Genomic DNA, 22,023 nt, shown 5'->3' with positions numbered 1-22,023 from the left:
TCGGAAAATTCAGATCGCTTCGCGCAGATGATAGGATTTCGGCCTTGTCAGATTGCCGTAACCGATGGCTGACATCGCGCCCCCCTTGCCTGTTTCCTTGACTCCGGTCCAGACCAGCGCAGGGTCGATATAGTCACAACGGTTCATGAACACGGTGCCGGTCTCGATGCGGTCGCCGACGGCGGCTGCGTGATCGGTATCGGTTGTCCACAGTGATGCCGTCAGTCCGTATTGGCTGTCGTTCATCAGGGCGATGGCCTCCTCGTCGTTGCGGACCTTCATGATTCCGACGATCGGACCAAAGCTTTCTTCACGCATGACGCTCATCTGGTGATCAACCCCGGTCAAAACTTCCGGCGCAAGATAGGGCGAGCCCGCGGTATCGTCCGTGACACGCATATTCACATGTGCCTTTGCGCCCTTTCTTAACGCTTCGGCCTTCTGCTCGCGGACCAGATCGGCAAAACGCGTCTGCGCCATCGGACCCATGGTCGTTGCGGCATCCAGCGGATTGCCGACGACGTATTGCTTGGTCAGACCTATGAATCCATCAACAAAGCCGTCGTAAACATCCTCGTGCACATAGATGCGCTCGATACCGCAACAACATTGGCCCGAATTGAAGAAGGCACCGTCAACAAGATTGGCGACAGCATGATCGAGATTGACATCCGGCAGTACATAGGCGGGATCCTTGCCGCCGAGTTCGAGCCCGAGCGTCATGAACGTGCCTGCGGCAGCCTTCTCGATGGCACGGCCACCGGCAACCGAGCCCGTGAAATTGACATGGTCGATCCGGCCAGAGCCGAGCAGCTTCTCGGTCTGGGTATGGCTGAGAACGATGTTCTGAAATACGCCCTTCGGCAGTCCTGCCTTTGCGAATGCCTCTGCAAAACGTTCGCCAACAAGCAGCGTCTGCGCGGCGTGTTTGAGAATGACGGCATTACCCGCCATCAATGCGGGGATGATCGTGTTGATCGCCGTGAGATACGGATAGTTCCACGGCGCGATCACCATGACGACGCCGAGCGGCACATGCCTGATATAGCGGCGGAAGCCAGGCTTGTCGTTCTCGACAACGGGCGCCAGCGCCTGTTCAGCAATGCGAACCATGTAGCGGGTGCGCTCTTCAACCCCGCCTTTCTCGCCGCCAAAGCGAACGGGGCGACCCATCTGCCAAGCGATTTCAGGTACGATCTCATCGTTCACGGCGAGCAGCGCATCGAGCGCCGCAAGGCATAGCCGTCCGCGCTCGGCAATGCTTGTTTGTGCCCATTCGGCCTGCGCCTGTTTTGCCGCTTCCACTGCCGCGTCCACGGCCTTGTCGGTAGCGATGGGACGTTCCGCATAGACAGAGCCGTCAATCGGAGTAATCAATTTGACCGTATCGGCCATGGGTACAACCTCAAGTCTGGTTTCGTGTTCGTCTTCAATACCGTTCGAAGCCGCGATGCAACTCCCAGTCGGTCACGCGGCGATCATATTCGAACTGCTCCCAGCGCGCGGTGTGAACATAGTGCTCGATGACATCATCGCCGAGTGCCGTTTTAAGCATCTTGGAGCGAGCCAGCGTTTCGGTCGCTTCGCGCAAGGTCTTCGGAATTTCCTTGAGACGCGCGCCCCCATAGGCGTCCCCCTTGAACGGCGCGGCAAGTTCGAGTTTCTCGTCAATCCCGGCAAGGCCAGCCGCGATGAGCCCGGCAAAGGCGAGATAGGGGTTGAGATCCGCGCCACCGATGCGGCATTCGATCCGGATTCCCTTGGTGCCTTCGCCACAAAGGCGGAAGCCGGCCGTGCGATTGTCGAGGCTCCAGACATTTTTCGTCGGCGCAAACGTGCCTGCCTGGAAGCGTTTATAGGAATTGATATAGGGCGCGAGGAAGTAGGTGAAATCGTCTGCATATTTCAATTGCCCGGCCACCCACTGACGCATCAGCGGCGACATCGTGTATTCGGCCTTCTTGTCGTAGAAAAGCGGCGTCTTGCCGTCGGCGCTCCACAGCGAGTTGTGGACATGGCTTGAGCTTCCGGCGAGTGAATAGTCGTACTTCGCCATGAAGGTAATCGCCTTGCCCATCTGGGTTGCGATCTCCTTGCAGCCATTCTTCATAACCACGTGGCGGTCTGCCATTTCCAGCGCTTCGGCGTAGCGCACATTGATTTCTTCCTGGCCCGGACCCCATTCGCCCTTGGAATTCTCGACGGGTATGCCGGCATCGAACAGCCCGTTGCGGATCGCTCGCATAACCGCGTCTTCCTTGGTCGTCATCTGGATCACATAGTCCTGGATGTAGGGCGATGCCGTATTCATGCCTTTCCAATGTTTCGCCCGGGCGGTCTCATAGGTCTCGTCAAAGAGATAAAATTCGAGCTCAGAGGCAAAATACGCGAGATAGCCACGCTCCTTCAATCTGGCCAGCTGGCGCTTCAGGATGCTGCGCGGCGAATGCGCCAGGTCTTCATGATGGTGATGGTCGAGAATATCGCACAGTACCAGCGCGCATTTCTCCAGCCATGGAATGTGACGGATGGTTGAAAGGTCAGGCTTGATGATGAAATCGCCATAGCCCTGCTTCCAGCTCGCAGCCTTGTATCCCGGAACCGGCTCCATATCGATATCGTTGGCGAGCAGGTAGTTGCAGCCATGGGTCTCGTCGTGGGCGGAATCGACGAAATAGGTGGCGTGGAAGCGCTTGCCGATCAACCGTCCCTGCATGTCCACGAAGCAGGCCAGAACCGTATCAATTTCATCATTGTTCACACGGCGCTTTAGATCGTCGAAACTCCAATGTCCGGGCATATTCTTTCCTTTGAAACGTCAATTCGGGTCAAAATAAAAGGGGCGACCGGCACCAGACCGGTCGCCCCACTTGTTGAAATCAGCCTCGTTCGCCGACAGCCTGCTCCGCTGCCTTGATCGCGGCCTGACGTGCGGCGATGATTTCGCCGAGCGGCGGTCCCTGGAACCGGCGTTTTTCGAACGCGAACCAGACGACAGCAGTCAGGATGAAGAACCCAACGGTGATATAGAGCGCCCAGTCGTTAGGCGGCTGGATACCGATGATGAAAATCAGGATCATCGAAAGGACTGAAAGGATTGCAAACAGCGTGAAGATCCCGCGTCCCATGTTCCACGGCCCCATCTTGTCCCATTTCGGGGTTCCCCAGGCGAGGAGACCCAGGACAATCGGCACCGTGAACGACAGGAACAGGAAGATAACCGTGCAGGAGACGACGATCGTATAGGCTGAGGTGCCCGCGACAGAGACGATCGATGAACCCCATACGAACAACACAGAAAGAACTGCTGATGTCCAGATCGCGGCCACCGGTGTGCGGTAGGTCGGGCTGACCTTGGCGAGCGCTGCGGAGCCGGGCAGGCCACCATCACGCGAGAAGGCGAAGATCATGCGCGAGGCCGATGTCACCGTGGCGAGGCCGCAGAGCAGCTGAGCCAAGAAAACGACGATGTAGACGAACTCTTTGAGACCAGTACCAACCCGCTGGTCGAAGGCCCAGAAAAAGACATTCCAGCCCTGTGCCGCCGCTTCGTCCATGTTCGGAATCATCAGGATGAAAGCGGCAAGGAACAGGTAGCCGAAGATTGCCGACCAGACTACCGACATGACCATGGCGCGCGGAACGGAACTCGCGGCCTTCAACGTTTCTTCCGACGTATGTGCAGAAGCATCATAGCCGGTGATCGTATAGATTGGCAGCAACAGGCCGAGCGCGAACACCCACCAGTTCGATACGGCCGGCCAGACATTGCCGCCCGCCTCGCCGGAATAATTATGGAACGTGAAGAGACGGCTGAAGTCCCAGGTCTCGGCCGAGAGCAGGCAGACGACGGCAATCAGGATCGAGCCGAAGAAGATCAAGTATCCGGAGAAATCTGTCAATTTCGCCGTCAGCTTGATGCCGAGATGGTTGATGAGGGCCTGGGCGCCAGTGATGATGATGAGGAAGATCGTCTGCGTCGTCAGCGTATTTTCAATACCGAGCGACGGGCCGAAAGCGCCGACGAAGAACGTCCAGGTACCCACGTTGATGGCACCAAGAACGGTGATGAGCCCGAGAAGATTGAGCCAGGCGGTGACCCAGCCGGTGCCGCGATTGCCGAGGATCGAACCCCAGTGATAGAGGCCGCCCGCCGTCGGATAGGCGGAACTGATCTGCGACATAGCGACGGCAAAGGTCAGCGAGACGAAACACCCGACAAGCCAGCCAATACCGATGCCGATGCCGCCGGCGCCTGAGGTTGCCTGGGCCAGCGAGTTGATGCCGCCTGAAAGAATGCAGATAATCGAGAAGGAGACGGCGAAGTTCGAAAAGCGGCTGAGCCGCCGCTCCAATTCCTGGGCGTAGCCCATGCTGTGGAGGACCTTTATGTCTTCCGATTTGTCTATCTCAGTATAGTCCTGCTGTGTCATCACGTTCCCCTATTATTCTGGTAAGTTGCAATGTCAGATACTCGCGAGAGGCTACTCCGTAGTCTGTTTATGCCATTCCCCTTCTTGGCGAGCCCGCCGCTTTCGAAAGCGGCCGCTCCACGATCTCCCTAAGCAGCCTGGAAAGCGTTTCGCCCCATGCCATTTCTTCTTGAGCAGTGGTGATGAGATCGTTGCGGATCTCGATCATCACCGCCGGATACCCGAGAGCGGACGCATGTCGCTCCAACGTGTAGTAGACTCGATCCGCCGGCGAATAGGGCTCGTTGACGCCGACGCAATACTGATTCAGCGCTTCGAGTCCGGCAATCAGTGGCGCGGCTATCCTGTCGTCAGCGTCATGAATTATACCGATGTCCCAAGGGCGCGAAATGCCGCGATAAACGGGCGTATAGGAATGTACCGCCACATAGATGGGATCGGGCATGCCCTTGGCCGCACGTTCACGCGCCAGGTTCTCGATTGCCCCGTGATAGGGCCCATGCGAAAGCGCGATGCGCTGGTGTATCTCCGCTACGCTCAAGTCGAGATTGGCCGGGATGGTTGTTGCTTCGCTCAGCGACGGGATAAGATCGGGCGCATCGAGCGGGCGGTTGCAATCTATGATCAGACGCGACACGCAGGATTCGACGAGCGGCGCATCCAAAAGCCCGCTCATGACCATGCTCACGCCCCGTGCACCGGGGTCCCAGGCGATGTGCCGTTTGAGGTCCACTGGTTGGAGGCCGAGCGTGCCATAGCTTTCCGGAATGTGATTGGAAGCATGGTCGCAGAGAATGACGAATGGGCCGGTGCCGGCCGCGTTTGATATGCGGACCGCATCATGGCCTTCGACCGTTGCCTGCGACTTTCCCATTTCGCTCTCTCTGGCAAGCTGTATTTTACGTTACATTTTGTATTTTTGTTTCCACTCACGTATGATTTGATACACAACGATAAAATTTGTCAAATCCGAATTTGCGATTGGCCGGATCGGGAAGGCGAAGATGGGGAAACAGCGATGCACACCAGCATTTCCGAGCTGATCGCCGAGAAAATCGACAGCATGTCCGCGTCGGAGCGCAAGGCCGCCCAGACGCTCGTCGCCAATTATCCTCTGATCGGGCTTCGCACCGTTGCCGAATTCTCGACTCAGGCGGGCGTCAGTTCGCCCACCATACTGCGCTTCGTCTCGCGGCTCGGCTTCCAGGGTTACCCGGAATTCCAGGGCGCGCTGCAGGATGAGCTCGCGGCCCAGCTGCAGTCGCCCTGGAACCGGGCGGCGGCGATACAGGCGACGAAGGATGGCGCCGAGTTCCCGCTGATGGAGGCCGCAATCGATAATATCCGCGAGACCTTTCAGCACCTTTCCGTACAGCAGCTTGAGGACGTCACCGATGCACTCAGCCGTGGGCGGGCACGCATCTACCTACTTGGTGGGCGCTTCACGGACCCCATTGCGCGTTACATGGCCGCGCATCTCAAGATCACGCGTCCTGGCGTCACGCATCTGACTGGGCAGGAAAGCCACTGGCGGGACCAATTGATCGACATGGGAAAAAAAGATGTGCTCGTCATCTTCGATATTCGCCGCTACCAGGAGAGCCTTATTCGTTTTGCCGAAAAGGCCCAGACACGCGGGGTCGAAATCGTGCTCATTACTGACCAATGGCTTTCCCCGATTGCCCGTTTTGCGCGACATGTCATCGCCGGGCGCACCGCCGTTCCCTCGCCGTGGGATTCGTCCGCAACCCTCTTTCTCGTCGCCGAGACCTTGATTGCCGAGGTAACGCGCAAGCTTGAAAAAAGCAGCGCCGATCGCATCCGCGACATGGAACAGTTACGTGACAAATAGACAACCGGGCATTGCCCCATCGCCTGATTGATATACAAATGCGGTTCCCGGCCATGCTGGACTGCCAGGCGTTGCCTGTTCCGAAAAAGTGATTATCGAATTGATCAAGGACAAATATCATGCAGCAAGCTGACATCGGATTGATCGGCCTTGGCGTCATGGGCGCCAATCTGGCGCTCAATATTGCCGAGAACGGTTATCGCGTCGCAGTCTTCAACCGTACGGTTGCAAAGACCCACGAGTTCTACGAGGACGCCGGCGACCTGAAGGACAAGATTGTTCCTTGCGAAACACTCGAAGATCTTGCGAACAACATCCGGGCGCCCCGCCCCATCATTCTGCTGGTCAAGGCCGGCGAAGCCGTTGACGAGCAGATCGCGGCCCTTAAGCCGTTTCTCGCCAAGGACGATATCATCATCGATGCCGGTAATGCCAATTTCCACGATACGGTCCGCCGCCTTGCCGCTCTGGGTCCCAATGATCCGACCTTCGTTGGCATGGGTGTTTCGGGAGGCGAGGAAGGCGCGCGGCATGGCCCATCGATCATGGTTGGCGGCACGCCTGAATCCTATGCCCGTATCGAGTCCGTCCTGACCGCCATTTCGGCAAAGTACAAGGGCGAATCCTGTGCCGCGCTCCTCGGCCCCGACGGCGCCGGCCACTTCGTCAAGACAATTCACAACGGCATCGAATATGCCGACATGCAGATGATCGCCGAAGTCTACGGTATATTGCGCGATGGCCTTGGCCTCGCGCCGGATGCCATCGGCAAGATCTTCGAGAAATGGAACGAAGGCCCGCTCAACTCATACCTCATCGAGATCACGGCAAACGTGCTGGCTTCCACTGACAAGGATACCGGCAAGCCGGCGGTCGATGTTATCCTCGACAGCGCCGGCCAGAAGGGTACCGGACGCTGGGCGGCGATCGAGGCACAGATGCTCGGCATTCCGGCGACGGCGATCGAGGCGGCCGTCGCTGCTCGTTCGATCTCGTCGCTGGTGGGAGAACGCAAAGAGGCTGCGGAATCTTACGGCAATCTTCTCGCTGGCCGAAAGCTTGCCCATGATGCCGCCTTCATCGATGCACTTGAAGCAGGGCTGCTTGCCGGCAAGATTGCAGCCTATGCGCAAGGTTTCGAAGTCATGGCCGGCGCGTCGAAGCAAAACGGCTGGAATATTCCTCTGGCGACGACTGCCCGTATCTGGCGTGCCGGCTGCATCATCCGCTCGCAGTTTCTCGACGAGATCGCTGCTGCTTTCGAAGGCAGCGAAGGCAAGAACCTGCTTCTCGCGCCAGCCTTTGTCGAGCGTATGAAGACGGGATCGGCTTCCTTGCGCGGGGTGGTCGCCGAAGCGGCACTGGCAGGTCTGCCGGTACCTGCGCTGGCCGCAGCGCTCAACTATTTCGACGGTTACCGGCAGGAGCGCGGCACTGCAAATCTTATCCAGGCGCAACGCGATTTCTTTGGCGCGCACGGGTTCAAGCGGCTGGATCAGGACGGCGACTTCCACGGACCATGGTCGGACGTGAGTTAAAGGCTGGACACGCTGAATCGGCATTGTCTACGTGACGGCGACAATGCATCAAGCATGAGCCGGGTTTAAGCAAGCCCGGTTCGACGACATATAGCTGCCATGCACCACAACAATGGAGCCGGCAAGCTGCCGTGCTGGAGTGACTAGTCATGTCAGTAAAAAGCTACAACCATCGCATTCATAAGGCGGATCAGCCGGGCAAGCCATTGCTGTTTGTCTTCCATGGCACCGGCGGCGACGAAAACCAATTCTTCGATTTCGGCCGCGGGCTCATCCCCGCCGCTGGGATTGTCTCGCCGCGTGGAGACGTCTTGGAACATGGCGCGGCTCGGTTCTTCCGCCGCACGGGTGAAGGCGTCTACGATATGGACGATCTTTCGCGGCGGACCGCGGCCATGGCCGACTTCATTCGTGCCCATAAGGCTGAGGCGCAACCTTCGAAGGTCATCGGCCTCGGCTATTCCAACGGAGCCAACATACTTGCGTCGGTAATGCTCGCACAGCCCGATCTGTTCGACGAGGCGATGCTCCTGCATCCGCTCATCCCGTGGCAGCCGGCCCCGCAGCCGGCGCTCAACGGTAAGCGCGTGCTGATTACGGCGGGGCAATCGGACCCGATTTGTCCTCCGGCAATGACGCAGGCTCTTGCCGACTATCTGACGGCGCAGGGCGCAAACACAGACCTCGTCTGGCATCCGGGCGGGCATGAAATTCAGCAGAGCGAAGTCGCAGCGATCGAACGCTTTGTAGGCGAAACTGTCTGATGACGTTCGAGCCCCCTCACGATGAGGGCGCTCTTTCCTCTACATCGAGAAACGCAGGGAAACGGGCGCAACCTTCGTTGCTCGCGACGACTTGCGGCCGCGCGGCGACAACATGCCGTGGGCGCCTGCAAGGTGGTCTGGCTTCAGTTCAAGCGCGAGGAACCGGCGACGCTCGACGGGACCCGGCATGGCAAGCGGTGCAGTCTTCTCACCGTCAAAGCCGAACCGCTCGTAATATTCCGGATCGCCGACGAGGATGATCGCGCCATGGCCGAGGCGGCCTGCCTCGCTGATTCCATGGCGCATCAGCGCGACGCCGATCCCCTGGCCCTTGAGGGCGGGCTCGACGGCCAACGGTCCAAGGAGCAAGGCGCGTACCGGCTTGCCGGCAGCATCGTGACCTGCCTGAATATCCCACAGCCTTACGGAACCGAGCAGCGTGCCGTCTTCGCCGCGCGCGACGAAGGCAAGGCCTTCGGAGGGAAGGCGTCCACGCCGCAGCTTTTCCGACGACTTACGCCGGCGCCCCTCGCCCATGGCACGGTCGAGCAAAGCCTCCCGCGCGCCTTCGTCCTGTGCGGTCTCGTTGCGTATTGTATATGCCTGTACGTTTTGGGCGTGCAGCTCCTGCTGGTTGAAATCTACTGCGTTCATTGTCTTGACCAATCTTCAATCACGGTGCGTCATCACGGCCGGCAAATTGCCGGCCAGTAATCCACGATCGAGCAATGCCCGATCAGATGACGTATGATCGGAGTGGTTCGAAGCCGTTGAAGGCAACCGCCGAGTAGGTCGTGGTATAGGCGCCGGTTCCCTCGATCAGCACTTCGTCGCCGATGGTCAGCGAGATTGGCAGCGGATAGGGGTTCTTTTCATACATCACGTCGGCGCTATCGCAGGTTGGACCTGCAAGAACGCAAGGCGCGTTGTGATCGCCATCGCGCGGCGTGGTGATCTGGTAGCGGATCGCCTCGTCCATCGTTTCGGCAAGCCCGCCGAACTTACCGATGTCGAGATAGACCCAGCGAACATTGTCATTGTCCGCCTTCTTCGAGACGAGAACGACCTCGGCCTTGATGACGCCGGCGTTGCCGACCATGCCGCGACCGGGCTCGATGATCGTTTCAGGCAAACGGTTGCCGAAGTGCCGGCTCAAAGCCTGGAAGATCGCCTGACCATACGCCTGGGCAGTCGGCACGTCCTTGAGGTAACGGGTGGGGAACCCGCCACCCATGTTGACCATCTTCAGCGTGATGCCTTCCTTGGAGAGTGTATCGAATACCTGCTTCGCGTCGCCGAGTGCGCGGTCCCAGGCGGAAAGATCCGTCTGCTGCGAGCCGACATGGAACGAAACACCATAGGAGTCGAGGCCGAGCTTCTGCGCAGCGCGCAGTACGTCGACGGCCATGGCAGGAACGCAGCCGAACTTGCGCGATAGCGGCCACTCGGCGCCGGCACCGTCAGTCAGAACGCGACAGAAGACGCGCGAGCCGGGAGCTGCACGCGCAACCTTTTCCACTTCCTCGACGCAATCGACGGCGTAGAGCCGGATGCCCAGTTCGAAGGCGCGTGCGATATCGCGCTCCTTCTTGATGGTGTTGCCGAAGGAGATACGATCCGCCGTTGCGCCGGCGTCGAGCGCCATTTCGATCTCGGCTACGGAAGCTGTATCGAAGCTCGAGCCAAGCGAGGCGAGCAGGCGAAGGATTTCTGGCGCGGGATTCGCCTTTACGGCGTAGAAAATCTTCGACTCCGGCAAAGCCATTTCAAAATTGTGGAAATTTTCCCGAATGACTTCGAGGTCGACGACGAGGCACGGGCCGTTCGGACGTCGGGTGTTGATGAAGTCGAGGATACGCTGTGTAGCCATCTTGGGTCTCCAATCCGTAGCGGCACTTGCGGCCGCCTTGTGCAAGTAGCGGTTTCTTGGGACGCGCCCGATGTACCGCATGGACAAAGTGCATGAGTCGGTCCTGCGTGAGGCCAGCCTTTGGAGATGCTGAAACCACGAGACGATTCATACGGCGATGGACTGACGCTGGAACCAGCGTAAATCCGCTTTGTCTGCCTTGGCTTGGATGTACCCATCCGCACTACAGGCAATGAAGGTGTGCCTCTTCAGTAATCCCGGCTTATGGACAGCCGGAAGACACCAGAAAGGCCCGCACCGTCGTTGCTTCAAGATGTCCTCAGTTCAGCAGTAGGCCGCTAAACTGACTGGAGGGGTTAGTTCCAGGTACCATACCGTTTCCTCACCATTATGAGGATCGGCGGACACCCACAGGCACGTGCGACTTTGGGCAAGCGCCATATAAGTGGAAAGATGTGTCCAATCAATGAAAATTATGGGCCGATGCAAAATATTTTATTCATTGAACAGCGCCGGATAAATGGCCTAGAATCATTGAACGATGAGCACAATCCCGCCCCTCAATGCCCTTCTCGATGTGCCGCTGCCTCCGATCGTTTCGGCGCGCGGACCGCTGACCGGGGAAACCCTTGCCGTGAAGGACATTTTTGACGTGGCCGGAATGGTCACCGGATGCGGCAATCTGCAAAAGGCTGCCGAATCACCCCCTGCGATGCACACGGCGCCAGCGATCCAGGTGCTGCTCGACAGCGGGGCGAAGCTCGCAGGCAAATCGCAGACGGACGAGTTCGCCTTCTCCCTGCTGGGACAGAACGCCCATTATCCGCCCCCGGTCAATCCGGTGGCTCCCGATCGCGTAACCGGCGGGTCATCGTCGGGATCTGTTTCGGCTGTCGCCGGCGGCCTCGTTACCATCGCCTCCGGCTCCGACACGGGCGGGTCGATCCGCGCTCCGGCAAGTTTTTGCGGTCTGCCGGGTTTGCGACCGACGCATGGCCGCATCACGCTCGAAGGGGCGATGCCGCTTGCGCCGTCGCTCGACGTATTTGGCTGGTTCGCCAAGGATATTGCCCTTTACGAGAAAGTGGGATCGGTCCTGCTCGGCTCCGACGCGCAGGACTTCAAGCTGGTTCGGCCGCTCTTCATCCCCCTGCTCGAACACTTGCTTCTTGGCGAAGCTGAGGACGGTGCATACAGGAAGATGTATGCCACTGTTTGTGCCCATCTTGGCCAAGCCCGGTCCGCGCGCCAACCCACCGCGTCGATGGACGATCTCTATCTCTGTTTCCGTCAGATTCAGGGCTTCGAGGTATGGCAAGCGCACGGAGCCTGGATAAGCGCCAGGGATCGTGATCTCGGCCCGGGAGTACGCGAACGATTTGAGTACAGTTCCGGGATCGATCGGGCGACTTATGATGCGCAGACACGCCGCCGCGACCTTTTCCGCTCCGAGCTCGCTGATCTCCTGCGCGAGGACGGCATCATGATTTTGCCCACCGTACCTGGCGCGGCGCCGCTCGCCGCTGCGGCCTTTGATGATCTTCAGACCTATCGGGAGCGCATGCTGCACCTCCTGTGCCTTTCCCCGCTCTCAGGCTTCCCGCAAATCACTTTGCCGCTTGGTGAGGTACACGGCGCACCCTTTGGCATATCGCTGCTCGGACCGAAGGGCAGCGACCGCGCATTGATCAGCCTTGGCCGGGCCATCCTCGACAAATCGGACAGGACGACCTGAGATGGACACGCTCACCCGCATGCGCGCCTTCATCGACGTGGTCGAGGCCGAAGGATTTTCTGCGGCTGCGCGCAAGATCGGACGCTCCAAGGCGCTTTTGTCGAAGTATGTGCGGGAACTCGAAGACGAACTCGGCGCGCTGCTCCTTAACCGCACCACGCGGCAATTCTCGCTGACGGAAGCCGGCCATACCTACTACCAGCGCGCCAGCGAAATCCTGCGGGAAGTGGAAAGCCTGCAGGAGGCAGTGCGCGAATCAAGCAGCGATATCAAGGGACGCATCAAGATATCCGCTCCGCGCACCTTTGCCGACGCCGAGATCGGTCAGTGCCTCATCGATTTTTGCGCCGAGCAGCCCGATATCATCCTCGATGTCCGGCTCGACGACCGCTTCGTCGATCTCGTCGAGGAGGGCTTTGACCTTGCGATCCGCATCACTCGCATGCAGGACTCTTCGCTTATCGCCAAACGTCTCGCACCCTTCCACGTCATTGCCTGCGGCTCACCGGAACTGATCGAAAGGGTGGGCCGTCCGCAGCGCCCGGAACTCCTTGCCTCGCTGCCCTGCATCGTCGATACCAACAACCGATCGCGCAATACCTGGCAATTTCATAATGAGGACGGCGCGCCGCTATCCGTGCAAGTTTCGGGGCCGATCGAGATCAACAGTCCGCTATCCACGCGTCGCGCTGCACTTGCCGGCCTTGGATTTGCGCTCCTGCCCGATTTCATCGCGCAGGCGGATATCGACAGCGGCAGGCTCGTGGGCGTTCTCGAAGGTTTCATTCCCCACGACGCAGGTATTCATGCGGTCTATCCGCATCGGCGCTACCTCCCGGCGAAAGTACGTGTTCTCGTCGATTATCTCGCCAAATGGTTCAAGGAAAACCGCCGCGCCTGATTAAACTAAAATGTTATATTATATCGTCCCAATTTCGCCAATTTCGGGATATCCCTTACGGCAACTCACGAAAGGTCGTTCATGCAGCAGAGATTCGCGGTTTTCATCGGCGCATTGGTGGCGGGACTGACCTTTGCCACCCCGGCCTATGTGCACCCGCACGTCTTTGCCGAAGCGCGGCTCGATATAACGATCACGCCCGACGGCGCGGTGGAAAAGCTCGGTCACGTCTGGCGCTTCGACGATATATTCTCCAGCACAGTGCTCGTCGAGTTCGACAAGAACGCAGACATGAAGCTTGACGAAAAGGAACTGACGGAACTCGCCTCGACGATCAACGCGTCGATATCCGAATACGACTACTTCCAGTCGGTTGCGCTCGACGGCAAGCAGATCGCGATGGCGGCCCCGCAGCACCTGATCGCGGATTTTCAGAACAACCAGTTGATGATCATATTCGAGAGCGCCCCGAAACAGCCGCTGAAACTCGGAAAAAAGACCAGTTTCGGCGTTTACGATCCGACATTCTATACGGCCATCGATTACGTCAACGACACGGATATTCACGTCAACGGCCTACCGGCCGGCTGCACGCAGAAGGTCGTCCGCCCGGATCCCGATGAAGCCATCGCAGCAAACCAGGCGACATTGACCGACGCCTTTTTCAACGATCCGACCGGAACCAACATGTCGAAGATTTTTGCGACACGGCTGGAGATCGAATGCCCGAAAGGGTGATTGAAGGATAGACCATGCGCAAACGGACTTTGTTCGGCACCCTGGCACTCATTGTTCTTGTCAGCGGCCATGCCCTTGCCCAGAGTTCCTCGCTCGGAATCGGGTCGAACGAGGTCGCCATGCAGCCGACCGGGCCGTTTGCCGAACTTATCCTCTGGATCAATCTCCAGCAGCGGAATTTCTACCTCGCCATGACACATGCTCTCAAGGTCATGCGCGAGGACCCCTGGCAGACATCGATCCTGGTTGGCCTGTCGTTCCTTTACGGCATCCTCCACGCCGTCGGTCCCGGGCACGGCAAGGCGGTGATCTCCTCGTATATGCTGGCCAATGAGACGACATTGCGTCGTGGCGTTCTCTTATCCTTTGCCTCGTCGATGCTGCAGGCCATCACTGCGCTTTTCATTATCGGCCTCACATTCCTGGTATTGCGCGGCACCACAATCTCGATGAACGATGCGGCGCGCTACATGGAGATCGCGAGTTTCGTGTTGATCATCGCCTTTGGCCTGTCACTGCTCTGGCGCAAGGTTCCACAACTGTTCCGCCCGCGCGTGGCCCAACTTGTTGCTGAAAGTCGCGGCGGCGCCGCTGTGGCGCACGCCCACGATCATGAGCATCACCATGTCCATCATGAACACCACCATCATGATCATGCCGAGCATCATACCCGTGCCAGCCATGCTCACCATCATGACCATCACTCCCTTGGCCATCATCATGCCGAGGGTGATGTCTGCGAGACCTGCGGGCATTCGCACGCGCCGGATCCTGCCATGCTTGCCGGCGAATTCAACTGGAAGACGGCGTGGGCGGCGATTGTCGCCGTTGGCCTGCGTCCCTGTTCGGGAGCGCTGATCGTTCTCACCTTTTCGCTGCTCAATGGGCTTTTCCTCGGCGGCGTGCTTTCGGTGTTCGCCATGGCGTTCGGGACTTTCATTACCGTGGCCATCCTCGCCACATTGGCGGTGACCGCGAAAAACGTGGCGCTCAAGATTTCAGGCGCTTCCGCCCTTTCCGGCCGTGTTCAAAACATCATCGAAGTTGGCGGCGCGCTCTTCATCGTCCTATTCGGCATTCTGCTTTTGACCGCGTCGCTGCGCTTTTAAGTCAGTCGTCCCTGTGCTGCCGCCGGGCGCGCAGCCAGAACACGACAAAAAAGCCGGCGACGAAAACCACCGCGAGGATCCCAGCAGCTGATGTCGAGCGCGCGCCAAGCGCCAGCATCAGCGTTGGCATCCAATAGGCGACGATGCCGAAGCCAAACATGATGCACGCTGCCGCGATGGCGGCACTACGAGTTTTCGGATCCATCACGCGTCAAACGCCCCAATTGCAGTTGTGTGGGTTTGTAGCGGGCGCAGGTTTTTATGCAAGGGGCGCTTTCAGGCAGCGCGGAACTCCTCGAGACGCCTGATCTGCTTGCCCTCAGCATCGAAATTGTCCGGCGACAGCCATCCCTGATAGGCGGCCCTCAGTGCCGGCCATTCGCTGTCGATGACCGAGAACCAGGCGGTATCCCTGTTCTTGCCCTTGGCCACCATGTGTTGGCGGAACACACCCTCGAACTTGAAGCCGAAGCGCTCGGCTGCGCGTTTCGAGGGCTCGTTTGCATTGTTGCACTTCCATTCGTAGCGCCGGTAGCCGAGCTCGTCGAAAATATAGGCCATGAACAGGTATTGCGCTTCGGTCGCCGCCGGTTTGCGCGATATAAGCGGGCCCCAATAGATATTGCCGATTTCGATTACCCCGAACGTAGGATCGATGCGCATCAGGGTCTGGCGCCCGGCAACCTTGCCGCTGGCCTTGTCGATGACGGCGAAGAACAAAGGATCCTTGCTTGCTGCGACCTTTTCCAACCACTCGTTGAAAGCCTCGCGAGTCTGCGGCGGAAACTCGAAAAGATAGCGGAAACGGTCATCCGCATCGGCTACGCTCGATGCCTCGTAGAGCCCTTCGCCATGCTTTGCCGGATCAAGCGGTTCGAGGCGAACGAAGCGCCCTTCGAGGGCTTCACGGGCAGGAAGGGGCCGGGGTGTCCAATTCGTCAAATCCGTCATGGTCGATTTTGCTCGCTCGGGGTCGGTCAGAATGTTTGACTTGTTACTGTACTCAAAGCACAAAGCAGAAGTTGAAAATTGTATGTGAGACAAGAATATGCTGCGCACTATTCCGGGATTCGACCGTATCGGTGAAGAGAATGCATTTGCCGTGCTGGCGCGCGCGACTGCCCTCAGCGCCCAGGGCAAGGACATCATCAATCTCGGCATCGGTCAGCCCGACTTCAAGACGCCTGCGCATATCGTCGATGCGGCCATCAAGGCGCTGAAGGACGGACACCATGGTTACACCCCTGCAACGGGCCTGTTGGCGGCGCGCGAAGCGGTGGCAAGGCGCACGTTGACGACGACGGGTGTCGAAGTTTCTCCGGAAAACATCATCATCGTACCGGGCGGCAAAGTTACGATGTTCGCGGCTATCCTGATCTTTGGCGAACCCGGCGCGGAAATCCTCTATCCCGATCCGGGCTTTCCGATATACCGTTCGATGATCGAATTTACCGGCGCCAAGCCAATTCCCGTACCGATACGGGAAGAGAACGGCTTTGCCTTCTCAGCAGATGAAACGCTGGCGCTGATCACGCCGAAGACGCGGCTACTGATCCTCAACTCCCCCGCCAATCCGACCGGCGGCGTGACGCCGCGGGCCGAGGTCGAAAAACTGGTCAAGGGACTTGAAGCCCACCCGCATGTCGCCATCATGTCGGACGAGATCTATGATGTCATGACCTATGACGGGGAGGAACAGTGCTCGCTCCTCACCTTCCCCGCGATCCGCGACCGATTGATCGTTTTGAACGGCTGGTCCAAGACATGGGCCATGACCGGCTGGCGCATGGGCTGGTCGATCTGGCCCGATCAGCTCTACGACAAGGTTCGCAAATTCGCCGTCAATTGCTGGTCCTGCGTCAACGCTCCGAGCCAGTTCGCCGGGATCGCCGCCATTGACGGGCCACAGGACGACGTTGAAAAGATGTGCCGGGCCTTCGACAATCGCCGCCGCATCGTCGTTGACGGGCTGAACAGCCTGCCCGGAATCAGTTGCGCGACGCCAAAGGGCGCGTTCTACGCTTTTCCCAACATCAAGGAGACGGGCTGGCCCGCCAAGCAACTGGCTTCGGCACTCCTCGATGAGGCGGGCGTTGCCCTGATCGGCGGACCGGATTTCGGCATTCTCGGCGAAGGCTATGTGCGCCTCTCCTATGCCAACTCGGAAGAGAATATCCTGCGCGCTATCGAGCGGATCGAAAAGTTCCTCGCGAAATAGCGCGTGTTTTCAGGAGACTGCGTGGATCTTCGGGCTTGCCTCGAGGATCCACAAACTGGCGTGCGAACGCTTCCGCGACGCGCCACGCGAGCGCTTAGGCCGGCGTGCTCGCCTTGGCATTCGAAACTGTCGCTTCGATGTGATCGATCAGGCTGTCCGGCAGCTTGAGCCGCCCGGCAAGCAAGTCGAGATAGCCGCGTTCTGCTCTTGTCTTCGGATCGATGGCAAGCCGCGAAGCGGTGTAGAGCTCGACTTTCTGCGCGTCGGTGACCGCGGCGGCAACGAGGGCGTCGATGTCGACGGGCGCGTTGAGCTCGTTCGTGAGAAACGCCTGGGTGTCGCTGTTGAGGCCGGAAAGAGCCAGCTTTTCAGCGATGCGCTTACGTTCGGCGTCGTCTACGTGGCCATCGGCGCGGGCGGCGGCGATCATCGCGCGCACCAGCACCAGCGCAAATTCGTGCGCGCCTTGCGGCGCCGTTTCGGGATGGAAGCTTGAATCGCTCGGCGGCGGCAGCAGTTCACCGTCAAGCGCCATCGGCTCGGCCTCGGCGGGAGCCTTGCCGGACTGATAATTCTGATAGGCCTTGTAGGCAAGGCCCGCCACGGCGGCGAGACCGCCAAGCTTCAAGGCGCCGCCCGCAACTTCCCGGCCAGTTCCCGTGCCAAGGAGGATTGCGGCGATTGCGCCGGCAGCGAGTGGATTGTCTTTGGCCATCTGCGTTGCCTTGCCGGTGGTGTCACGTACGGACGTTCCGGTCCCGGGGATGTTGCTTCCAAGGAAATCATCGAGAATCTTCTTCGGATCGAGCATGCTAATCTCCTCTTTGGCTGCATGACCTGGCCCCGCTTAGTTAGGACCGGGTTCGTGGCATTGCAATGACTGGAGGGAGATTTGTCGGACGCCTGCTCAGATCAGCGAATCCACCGGAGCGTGCGTGCCAAACGTTACGATCCTATGTGCTCTTTCGCGCCGCGCTCTCTCGCCAGCCGCACCTGTTTCTGCCGCTCGGCAAAGCGGGCACGATCTTCATCCGTGCGCTCGTGGTAGCAATTGGGGCACGACACGCCGTCTTCGAACAGCGGCGATAGCTTGTCCTCGGTAGCGATCGGATTGCGGCATGCGTGACAGAGTTCCGCTTCGCCCTCCACAAGGCCATGGCCAACTGAGACGCGCTCGTCGAAGACGAAACATTCCCCCTCCCAGCGGCTATCCTCGGCAGGGATATCCTCGAGATATTTCAGGATGCCGCCTTTGAGGTGGAACACATCCTCGAAGCCCAGGCCCTTGACAAAAGCCGTTGCCTTCTCGCAGCGGATGCCGCCCGTACAAAACATGGCGATCTTCTTGCCCTGCAACGCGTCGCGGTGGGCGTCCACCCACTGCGGAAACTCGCGGAAGGTCTTGGTCTGGGGATCGACAGCGCCGGCAAATGTGCCGATTGCCGTTTCGTAATCGTTGCGCGTATCGATAAGGATGGTATCCGGGGCCGAGATAAGCGCATTCCAGTCTTCGGGCTGCACATAGGTGCCTACACTTTGCAGCGGATCGATATCGGCAACGCCCATCGTGACGATCTCTTTCTTCAGCCGCACCTTCATGCGCTTGAACGGCATTTCGCTTGAATGGGAGTATTTGAGCTCCATGCCGGCAATGGCCGGTTCGGCGTTGAGGAAATCGACAAGTTGCTGGATTGCTGCCGCCGATCCCGCAACAGTGCCATTAATGCCTTCTTTGGCGAGGAGGAGCGTCCCTTTGATGCCTAGCCCGCAGCAAAGCTTTGCCAAGGGTTCCTGCAGGGACTGATAGTGATCCAGCCTCGCAAAGCGATAAAGCGCAGCCACTTTGAAGGGCAGATTTGAAGAACGATCGGTCATGATCGCATCCAACTACTGTGCCGGGGGCTCGATTTCAAGCATTTTGGCGAATTCCGTGCTGTGGCCCATAGTCTCGTCGTACTTGTTGGCCAGTATTTCCGGGATTTGGTGGACAAACCGGCCCTGCCCTACTAAATCGATTGAACCCAAGGCTAATGGAGCGAACGACATGACCCAGAAGACCGATCTGCTATTACCCGTACTCAAGGGCCAGCCGGTTATTCCGGTCATTCTCGTGCACGATGTTGCCCACGCGGTGCCACTCGCGCGCGCGCTCGCCAAGGGCGGTCTGCCGGCAATCGAAATTACCCTCCGAACTCCGGCCGCGCTCGACGCCATCCGCGCGGTGGCTGACGAAGTGCCGGAAGCAATCGTTGGCGCCGGCACCATTCTCAATGCACGTCAATACGAGGAAGCCGTCGCTGCGGGTTCGCGCTTTATCGTCAGCCCCGGCGCTACGCCGCAGCTGATCGAAGCCGCCCGCAACAGTAAGGTGCCCTTGCTGCCCGGAGCCATTACGCCCGGCGAGATCATGACGCTGCGCGAGGAAGGCTACACATTGCTGAAGTTCTTCCCGGCGGAACAGGCAGGCGGTGCGACCTTCCTCAAGTCGCTTGCATCGCCGCTGTCGGGCACAATTTTCTGCCCGACAGGTGGCATCAGCGCCGCCAATGCCAAGACCTATCTGGGCCTGCCGAATGTGGTCTGCGTGGGTGGCTCGTGGGTCGCCCCGGAGGAACTCGTCAAGGCGGGCAAGTGGGACGAGATTACCCGGCTCGCCGCCGATGCAGTAAAACTGGCTTGCTAGGGCAAGTTTTTGCTTGTTGCTTGCCTGCGACCTTGGGCAAGTCACCCTCCGGGGTCGCTTCACGACTATGGAGCTCCACCGTCATCCTCGGGCTTGACCCGAGGATCCTCCACTATCAGTCGGTGAAGTGGATCGCATAGTCAGAACGACCAGTATTCTCGTGTCATGGATTCGCGGTTCAAGCCCGAGGATGGCGGCTGGGCAGTGGGGGGACGTCAAGGCAGGAGCGCCGAACGAACCTCCGCTTGTGGGGATGCTATTTACGATCCGCTCGTCGGACTGAACTTGGCAATTTGCAAGAACGTCACGGCCTTGCCGGTAAACTTGTTGGCCGCTACCGGTGCATCATGCTGGAAGCCGGCGACATAGACGGTGGTCGGCGCAGTGCGCAGCAAGGCATTGCGGATGACTGCCGGTTCAACTTGCGGCGACACGTCCGCCACCTGTTCGTTGGACAGAGCGCGATCCGGCACGTCAGACGCAACCTGGATCGACTTGGGCGCCTGTTCCTGTGCAGCCTGCCGGTGCGGCTTGGCACCCTTCGCGGTCGTGATGACGCCGCTGTCGAGCATGGCGACCGGGTCGCCGTTGGCATGGAGCATGGTTTGCCGCAACGAATCCTGCTGCGCGGCCGACGCAAGCTGTATGTTCTGCTGCGTTGCGGGCTGTGGATGCGTCACGCGCCCACCCGTCGTGCTCGGAACAGTCGGCAACGGCTGCGATGCCGCTGACTGACGCAGCAGCGCTTCTGGTGTCGGGTCTTCGTCCGGAATCTGGATGACGTCCTGTTCCGCCGATGCAGCATCGTACGCCGGTGCCTTCGTTGTCACGGCTGCGGCACTCACGGCAGCTGGACGCTGATCGGGAACGATCGACGCCATCATCATGTCATTGTGCTTCGGCTTCTCGAAAGGCACAGGAACCAGCGCATTGACCATCTCGGCCTGTGCCTTGCCAGCGTCGCTATCACTAGCGTCGGGGTTGGCGGCAATGAGGTCACGAATGGCGCTCGCACTATCCTGCGGCCGCGGTTCTGGCAGAGCCGCAATCACAGTGGACTTGTCGGAGGCAAGCGCGTTGAGCGTTGCGGGTGCTTCAGGCACAGGTGTCGGCGAATAGTCGGGCCGGCGCAGCGGCACAGGTACGTTCAGGGCCAGAGACTGGCTGTCGTCCGGCGTACCGGCCTGCATATCCTGTTCGGCGGGAGGCGGTGCCTTGGCGGTCGTTGCCACCGGCGCTGCCTTACCCTCTGCCTCGTCAGCGACGGATGCAGGCTGCCCCGCCACGCTCTTCGCCGGTTTCGCAGCGGAGGCTACAGCGACTGAACCTTCGCCGGAGTCTTCGGCTTCATCCGCGCCTCCGCCAAAGAGTATGCCGAAGAGCGTCTTGCCTCGACCGGAGCGCGAGGCGCTGGCGATCTGGATGGAGCTACCATTGCGACGGCGTGCTTCATAAGCGGCAACGGCCTGCTCGTATCCAGGAAGCGGCTTGCCGTCGGATGGAATGTGCAAGGTCTTGCCATCCGGGAATACGGTCAGGAGTTCCTTGCGGCTCATGCGTGGCCAATAACGCACGTTGCCGACGTCGGTATGGACGAACGGCGAGCCAGAGGTTGGATAGTAACCAACGCCGCCTGCCTGGAACTTCAGGGCGGTGTAGCGAAGGGTCTGAAGCTTGACGCCCGGCAGATACCAGTCCATCGCCTTGCCGAGCATGTGCTGGCTCTTTTCGGCAACACCGCGCGAACGCGAACGCAGCATGGAATTCGTTGCTGGCGAACGATAGCCGCAAATGACGTAGATATAGTCGCGGCCGCCGACCGTCTGGTAGATCTGCCAGACGAGGTCGAACAGACGGGGGTCCATCTTGGTGGGTTCGTTGCGGCGCCAGTCGCGCAGGAACTTGTTCAGCCTGTTCAAGCCATCCTGCTGAAACCGGCCGTCCTTCTTGAACGTGACTTCGATACGCTCATTCGTGTGAACGGCATAAAGCCGGAGTGTGCGGGTCTCGGCATTCGCCTGGGCTGAGGCAAAGAGCATCGACGCAACGATCATAGTGAAGGCAAACCAAGCGGTACGCGCGAGCGAGGCAACCGTCGAACTGCCGTTCTCTGCATGTTTCATGTATGACAATTTCGTCCCAACCCTGACCGCGATTTACAACCCCCGGATGGCTGAATTAT

Annotated in this window: 20 protein-coding genes; 9 read left to right on the top strand and 11 right to left on the bottom strand. The window is 59.3% G+C overall.

Annotation, left to right across the window (positions count from 1 at the left end):
- Positions 1-9: 9 nt before the first annotated feature.
- From AAAB35_RS18590 to AAAB35_RS18575, 4 genes are all read right to left on the bottom strand, one after another.
- On the bottom strand, positions 10-1,395 hold the full coding sequence (locus AAAB35_RS18590) for an aldehyde dehydrogenase family protein (protein WP_340669762.1): 1,386 nt from the start codon (positions 1,393-1,395) through the stop codon (positions 10-12).
- A 34-nt stretch (positions 1,396-1,429) separates the two neighbouring features.
- On the bottom strand, positions 1,430-2,800 hold the full coding sequence (locus tag AAAB35_RS18585; protein ID WP_340669761.1) for a glutamine synthetase family protein: 1,371 nt from the start codon (positions 2,798-2,800) through the stop codon (positions 1,430-1,432).
- Between the two features lie 79 nt (positions 2,801-2,879).
- Positions 2,880-4,433 (bottom strand): amino acid permease, encoded by a 1,554-nt coding sequence (locus AAAB35_RS18580; protein ID WP_340669760.1) that lies wholly within the window; start codon positions 4,431-4,433, stop codon positions 2,880-2,882.
- A gap of 67 nt (positions 4,434-4,500) precedes the next feature.
- Positions 4,501-5,307 (bottom strand): N-formylglutamate amidohydrolase, encoded by an 807-nt coding sequence (locus AAAB35_RS18575; protein ID WP_340669759.1) that lies wholly within the window; start codon positions 5,305-5,307, stop codon positions 4,501-4,503.
- 144 nt (positions 5,308-5,451) lie between these two features.
- Here AAAB35_RS18575 and AAAB35_RS18570 point away from each other — a divergent pair, with 144 nt between their 5' ends.
- The 3 genes from AAAB35_RS18570 (at position 5,452) to AAAB35_RS18560 (ending at position 8,587) form a co-directional block, all read left to right on the top strand.
- Positions 5,452-6,285 carry a MurR/RpiR family transcriptional regulator gene (locus AAAB35_RS18570; protein ID WP_340669758.1) on the top strand — a complete coding sequence of 278 codons (834 nt, stop codon included), beginning with the start codon at positions 5,452-5,454 and terminating at the stop codon, positions 6,283-6,285.
- Positions 6,286-6,404: 119 nt separating this feature from the next.
- Positions 6,405-7,823 carry an NADP-dependent phosphogluconate dehydrogenase gene (gene gndA, locus AAAB35_RS18565; RefSeq protein WP_340669757.1) on the top strand — a complete coding sequence of 473 codons (1,419 nt, stop codon included), beginning with the start codon at positions 6,405-6,407 and terminating at the stop codon, positions 7,821-7,823.
- 149 nt (positions 7,824-7,972) lie between these two features.
- Positions 7,973-8,587, top strand: a complete 615-nt coding sequence (locus AAAB35_RS18560) for an alpha/beta hydrolase (protein WP_340669756.1) — start codon at positions 7,973-7,975, stop codon at positions 8,585-8,587.
- Positions 8,588-8,626: 39 nt separating this feature from the next.
- Here AAAB35_RS18560 and AAAB35_RS18555 read toward each other — a convergent pair whose 3' ends face one another.
- Both AAAB35_RS18555 and odc2 read right to left on the bottom strand, forming a co-directional pair.
- Positions 8,627-9,241: an N-acetyltransferase gene (locus tag AAAB35_RS18555; RefSeq protein WP_340669755.1), complete on the bottom strand. Its 615-nt coding sequence runs from the start codon at positions 9,239-9,241 to the stop codon at positions 8,627-8,629.
- 82 nt (positions 9,242-9,323) lie between these two features.
- Positions 9,324-10,457, bottom strand: a complete 1,134-nt coding sequence (odc2, locus tag AAAB35_RS18550; RefSeq protein WP_340669754.1) for an ornithine/lysine decarboxylase — start codon at positions 10,455-10,457, stop codon at positions 9,324-9,326.
- A gap of 541 nt (positions 10,458-10,998) precedes the next feature.
- Here odc2 and AAAB35_RS18545 point away from each other — a divergent pair.
- The 4 genes from AAAB35_RS18545 (at position 10,999) to AAAB35_RS18530 (ending at position 14,940) form a co-directional block, all read left to right on the top strand.
- Positions 10,999-12,192: an amidase gene (locus AAAB35_RS18545; RefSeq protein WP_340669753.1), complete on the top strand. Its 1,194-nt coding sequence runs from the start codon at positions 10,999-11,001 to the stop codon at positions 12,190-12,192.
- 1 nt (position 12,193) lies between these two features.
- Positions 12,194-13,093, top strand: coding sequence for a LysR family transcriptional regulator (locus tag AAAB35_RS18540; RefSeq protein WP_340669752.1), 900 nt, complete (start codon positions 12,194-12,196; stop codon positions 13,091-13,093).
- Positions 13,094-13,174: 81 nt separating this feature from the next.
- A complete protein-coding gene (locus tag AAAB35_RS18535; protein WP_340669751.1) occupies positions 13,175-13,831 on the top strand; it encodes a DUF1007 family protein in 657 nt (218 codons plus the stop codon).
- 14 nt (positions 13,832-13,845) lie between these two features.
- Positions 13,846-14,940 carry a nickel/cobalt transporter gene (locus tag AAAB35_RS18530; RefSeq protein WP_340669750.1) on the top strand — a complete coding sequence of 365 codons (1,095 nt, stop codon included), beginning with the start codon at positions 13,846-13,848 and terminating at the stop codon, positions 14,938-14,940.
- A gap of 1 nt (position 14,941) precedes the next feature.
- Here the strand turns inward: AAAB35_RS18530 and AAAB35_RS18525 are convergent, their stop codons facing one another.
- Together AAAB35_RS18525 and AAAB35_RS18520 are read right to left on the bottom strand one after the other, a co-directional pair.
- Complete coding sequence (locus AAAB35_RS18525) at positions 14,942-15,145, bottom strand: hypothetical protein (protein ID WP_340669749.1); 204 nt, start codon at positions 15,143-15,145, stop codon at positions 14,942-14,944.
- 71 nt (positions 15,146-15,216) lie between these two features.
- Positions 15,217-15,891, bottom strand: coding sequence for a GNAT family protein (locus tag AAAB35_RS18520; protein ID WP_340669748.1), 675 nt, complete (start codon positions 15,889-15,891; stop codon positions 15,217-15,219).
- A 97-nt stretch (positions 15,892-15,988) separates the two neighbouring features.
- Between AAAB35_RS18520 and AAAB35_RS18515 the strand changes: the two genes are divergently transcribed.
- Positions 15,989-17,158: a pyridoxal phosphate-dependent aminotransferase gene (locus AAAB35_RS18515; protein WP_340669747.1), complete on the top strand. Its 1,170-nt coding sequence runs from the start codon at positions 15,989-15,991 to the stop codon at positions 17,156-17,158.
- Between the two features lie 94 nt (positions 17,159-17,252).
- Here AAAB35_RS18515 and AAAB35_RS18510 read toward each other — a convergent pair whose 3' ends face one another.
- Together AAAB35_RS18510 and AAAB35_RS18505 are read right to left on the bottom strand one after the other, a co-directional pair.
- Positions 17,253-17,969 (bottom strand): tellurite resistance TerB family protein, encoded by a 717-nt coding sequence (locus AAAB35_RS18510; RefSeq protein ID WP_340669746.1) that lies wholly within the window; start codon positions 17,967-17,969, stop codon positions 17,253-17,255.
- Between the two features lie 134 nt (positions 17,970-18,103).
- Complete coding sequence (locus AAAB35_RS18505) at positions 18,104-19,033, bottom strand: rhodanese-related sulfurtransferase (RefSeq protein WP_340669744.1); 930 nt, start codon at positions 19,031-19,033, stop codon at positions 18,104-18,106.
- 169 nt (positions 19,034-19,202) lie between these two features.
- On the opposite strand from AAAB35_RS18505, the gene AAAB35_RS18500 reads away from it, so the two are divergent.
- Positions 19,203-19,841, top strand: coding sequence for a 2-dehydro-3-deoxy-phosphogluconate aldolase (locus tag AAAB35_RS18500; RefSeq protein ID WP_340669743.1), 639 nt, complete (start codon positions 19,203-19,205; stop codon positions 19,839-19,841).
- A gap of 260 nt (positions 19,842-20,101) precedes the next feature.
- Here AAAB35_RS18500 and AAAB35_RS18495 read toward each other — a convergent pair whose 3' ends face one another.
- The gene (locus AAAB35_RS18495; RefSeq protein ID WP_340669742.1) at positions 20,102-21,964 is read right to left on the bottom strand and encodes a DUF882 domain-containing protein; all 1,863 of its coding nucleotides are present in this window, start codon (positions 21,962-21,964) and stop codon (positions 20,102-20,104) included.
- Positions 21,965-22,023 lie beyond the last annotated feature (59 nt).

It is taken from the genome of Phyllobacterium sp. (genome assembly GCF_037994425.1).
Lineage (GTDB): Bacteria > Pseudomonadota > Alphaproteobacteria > Rhizobiales > Rhizobiaceae > Phyllobacterium.
This window is presented reverse-complemented; position numbering and strand designations above follow the sequence as displayed.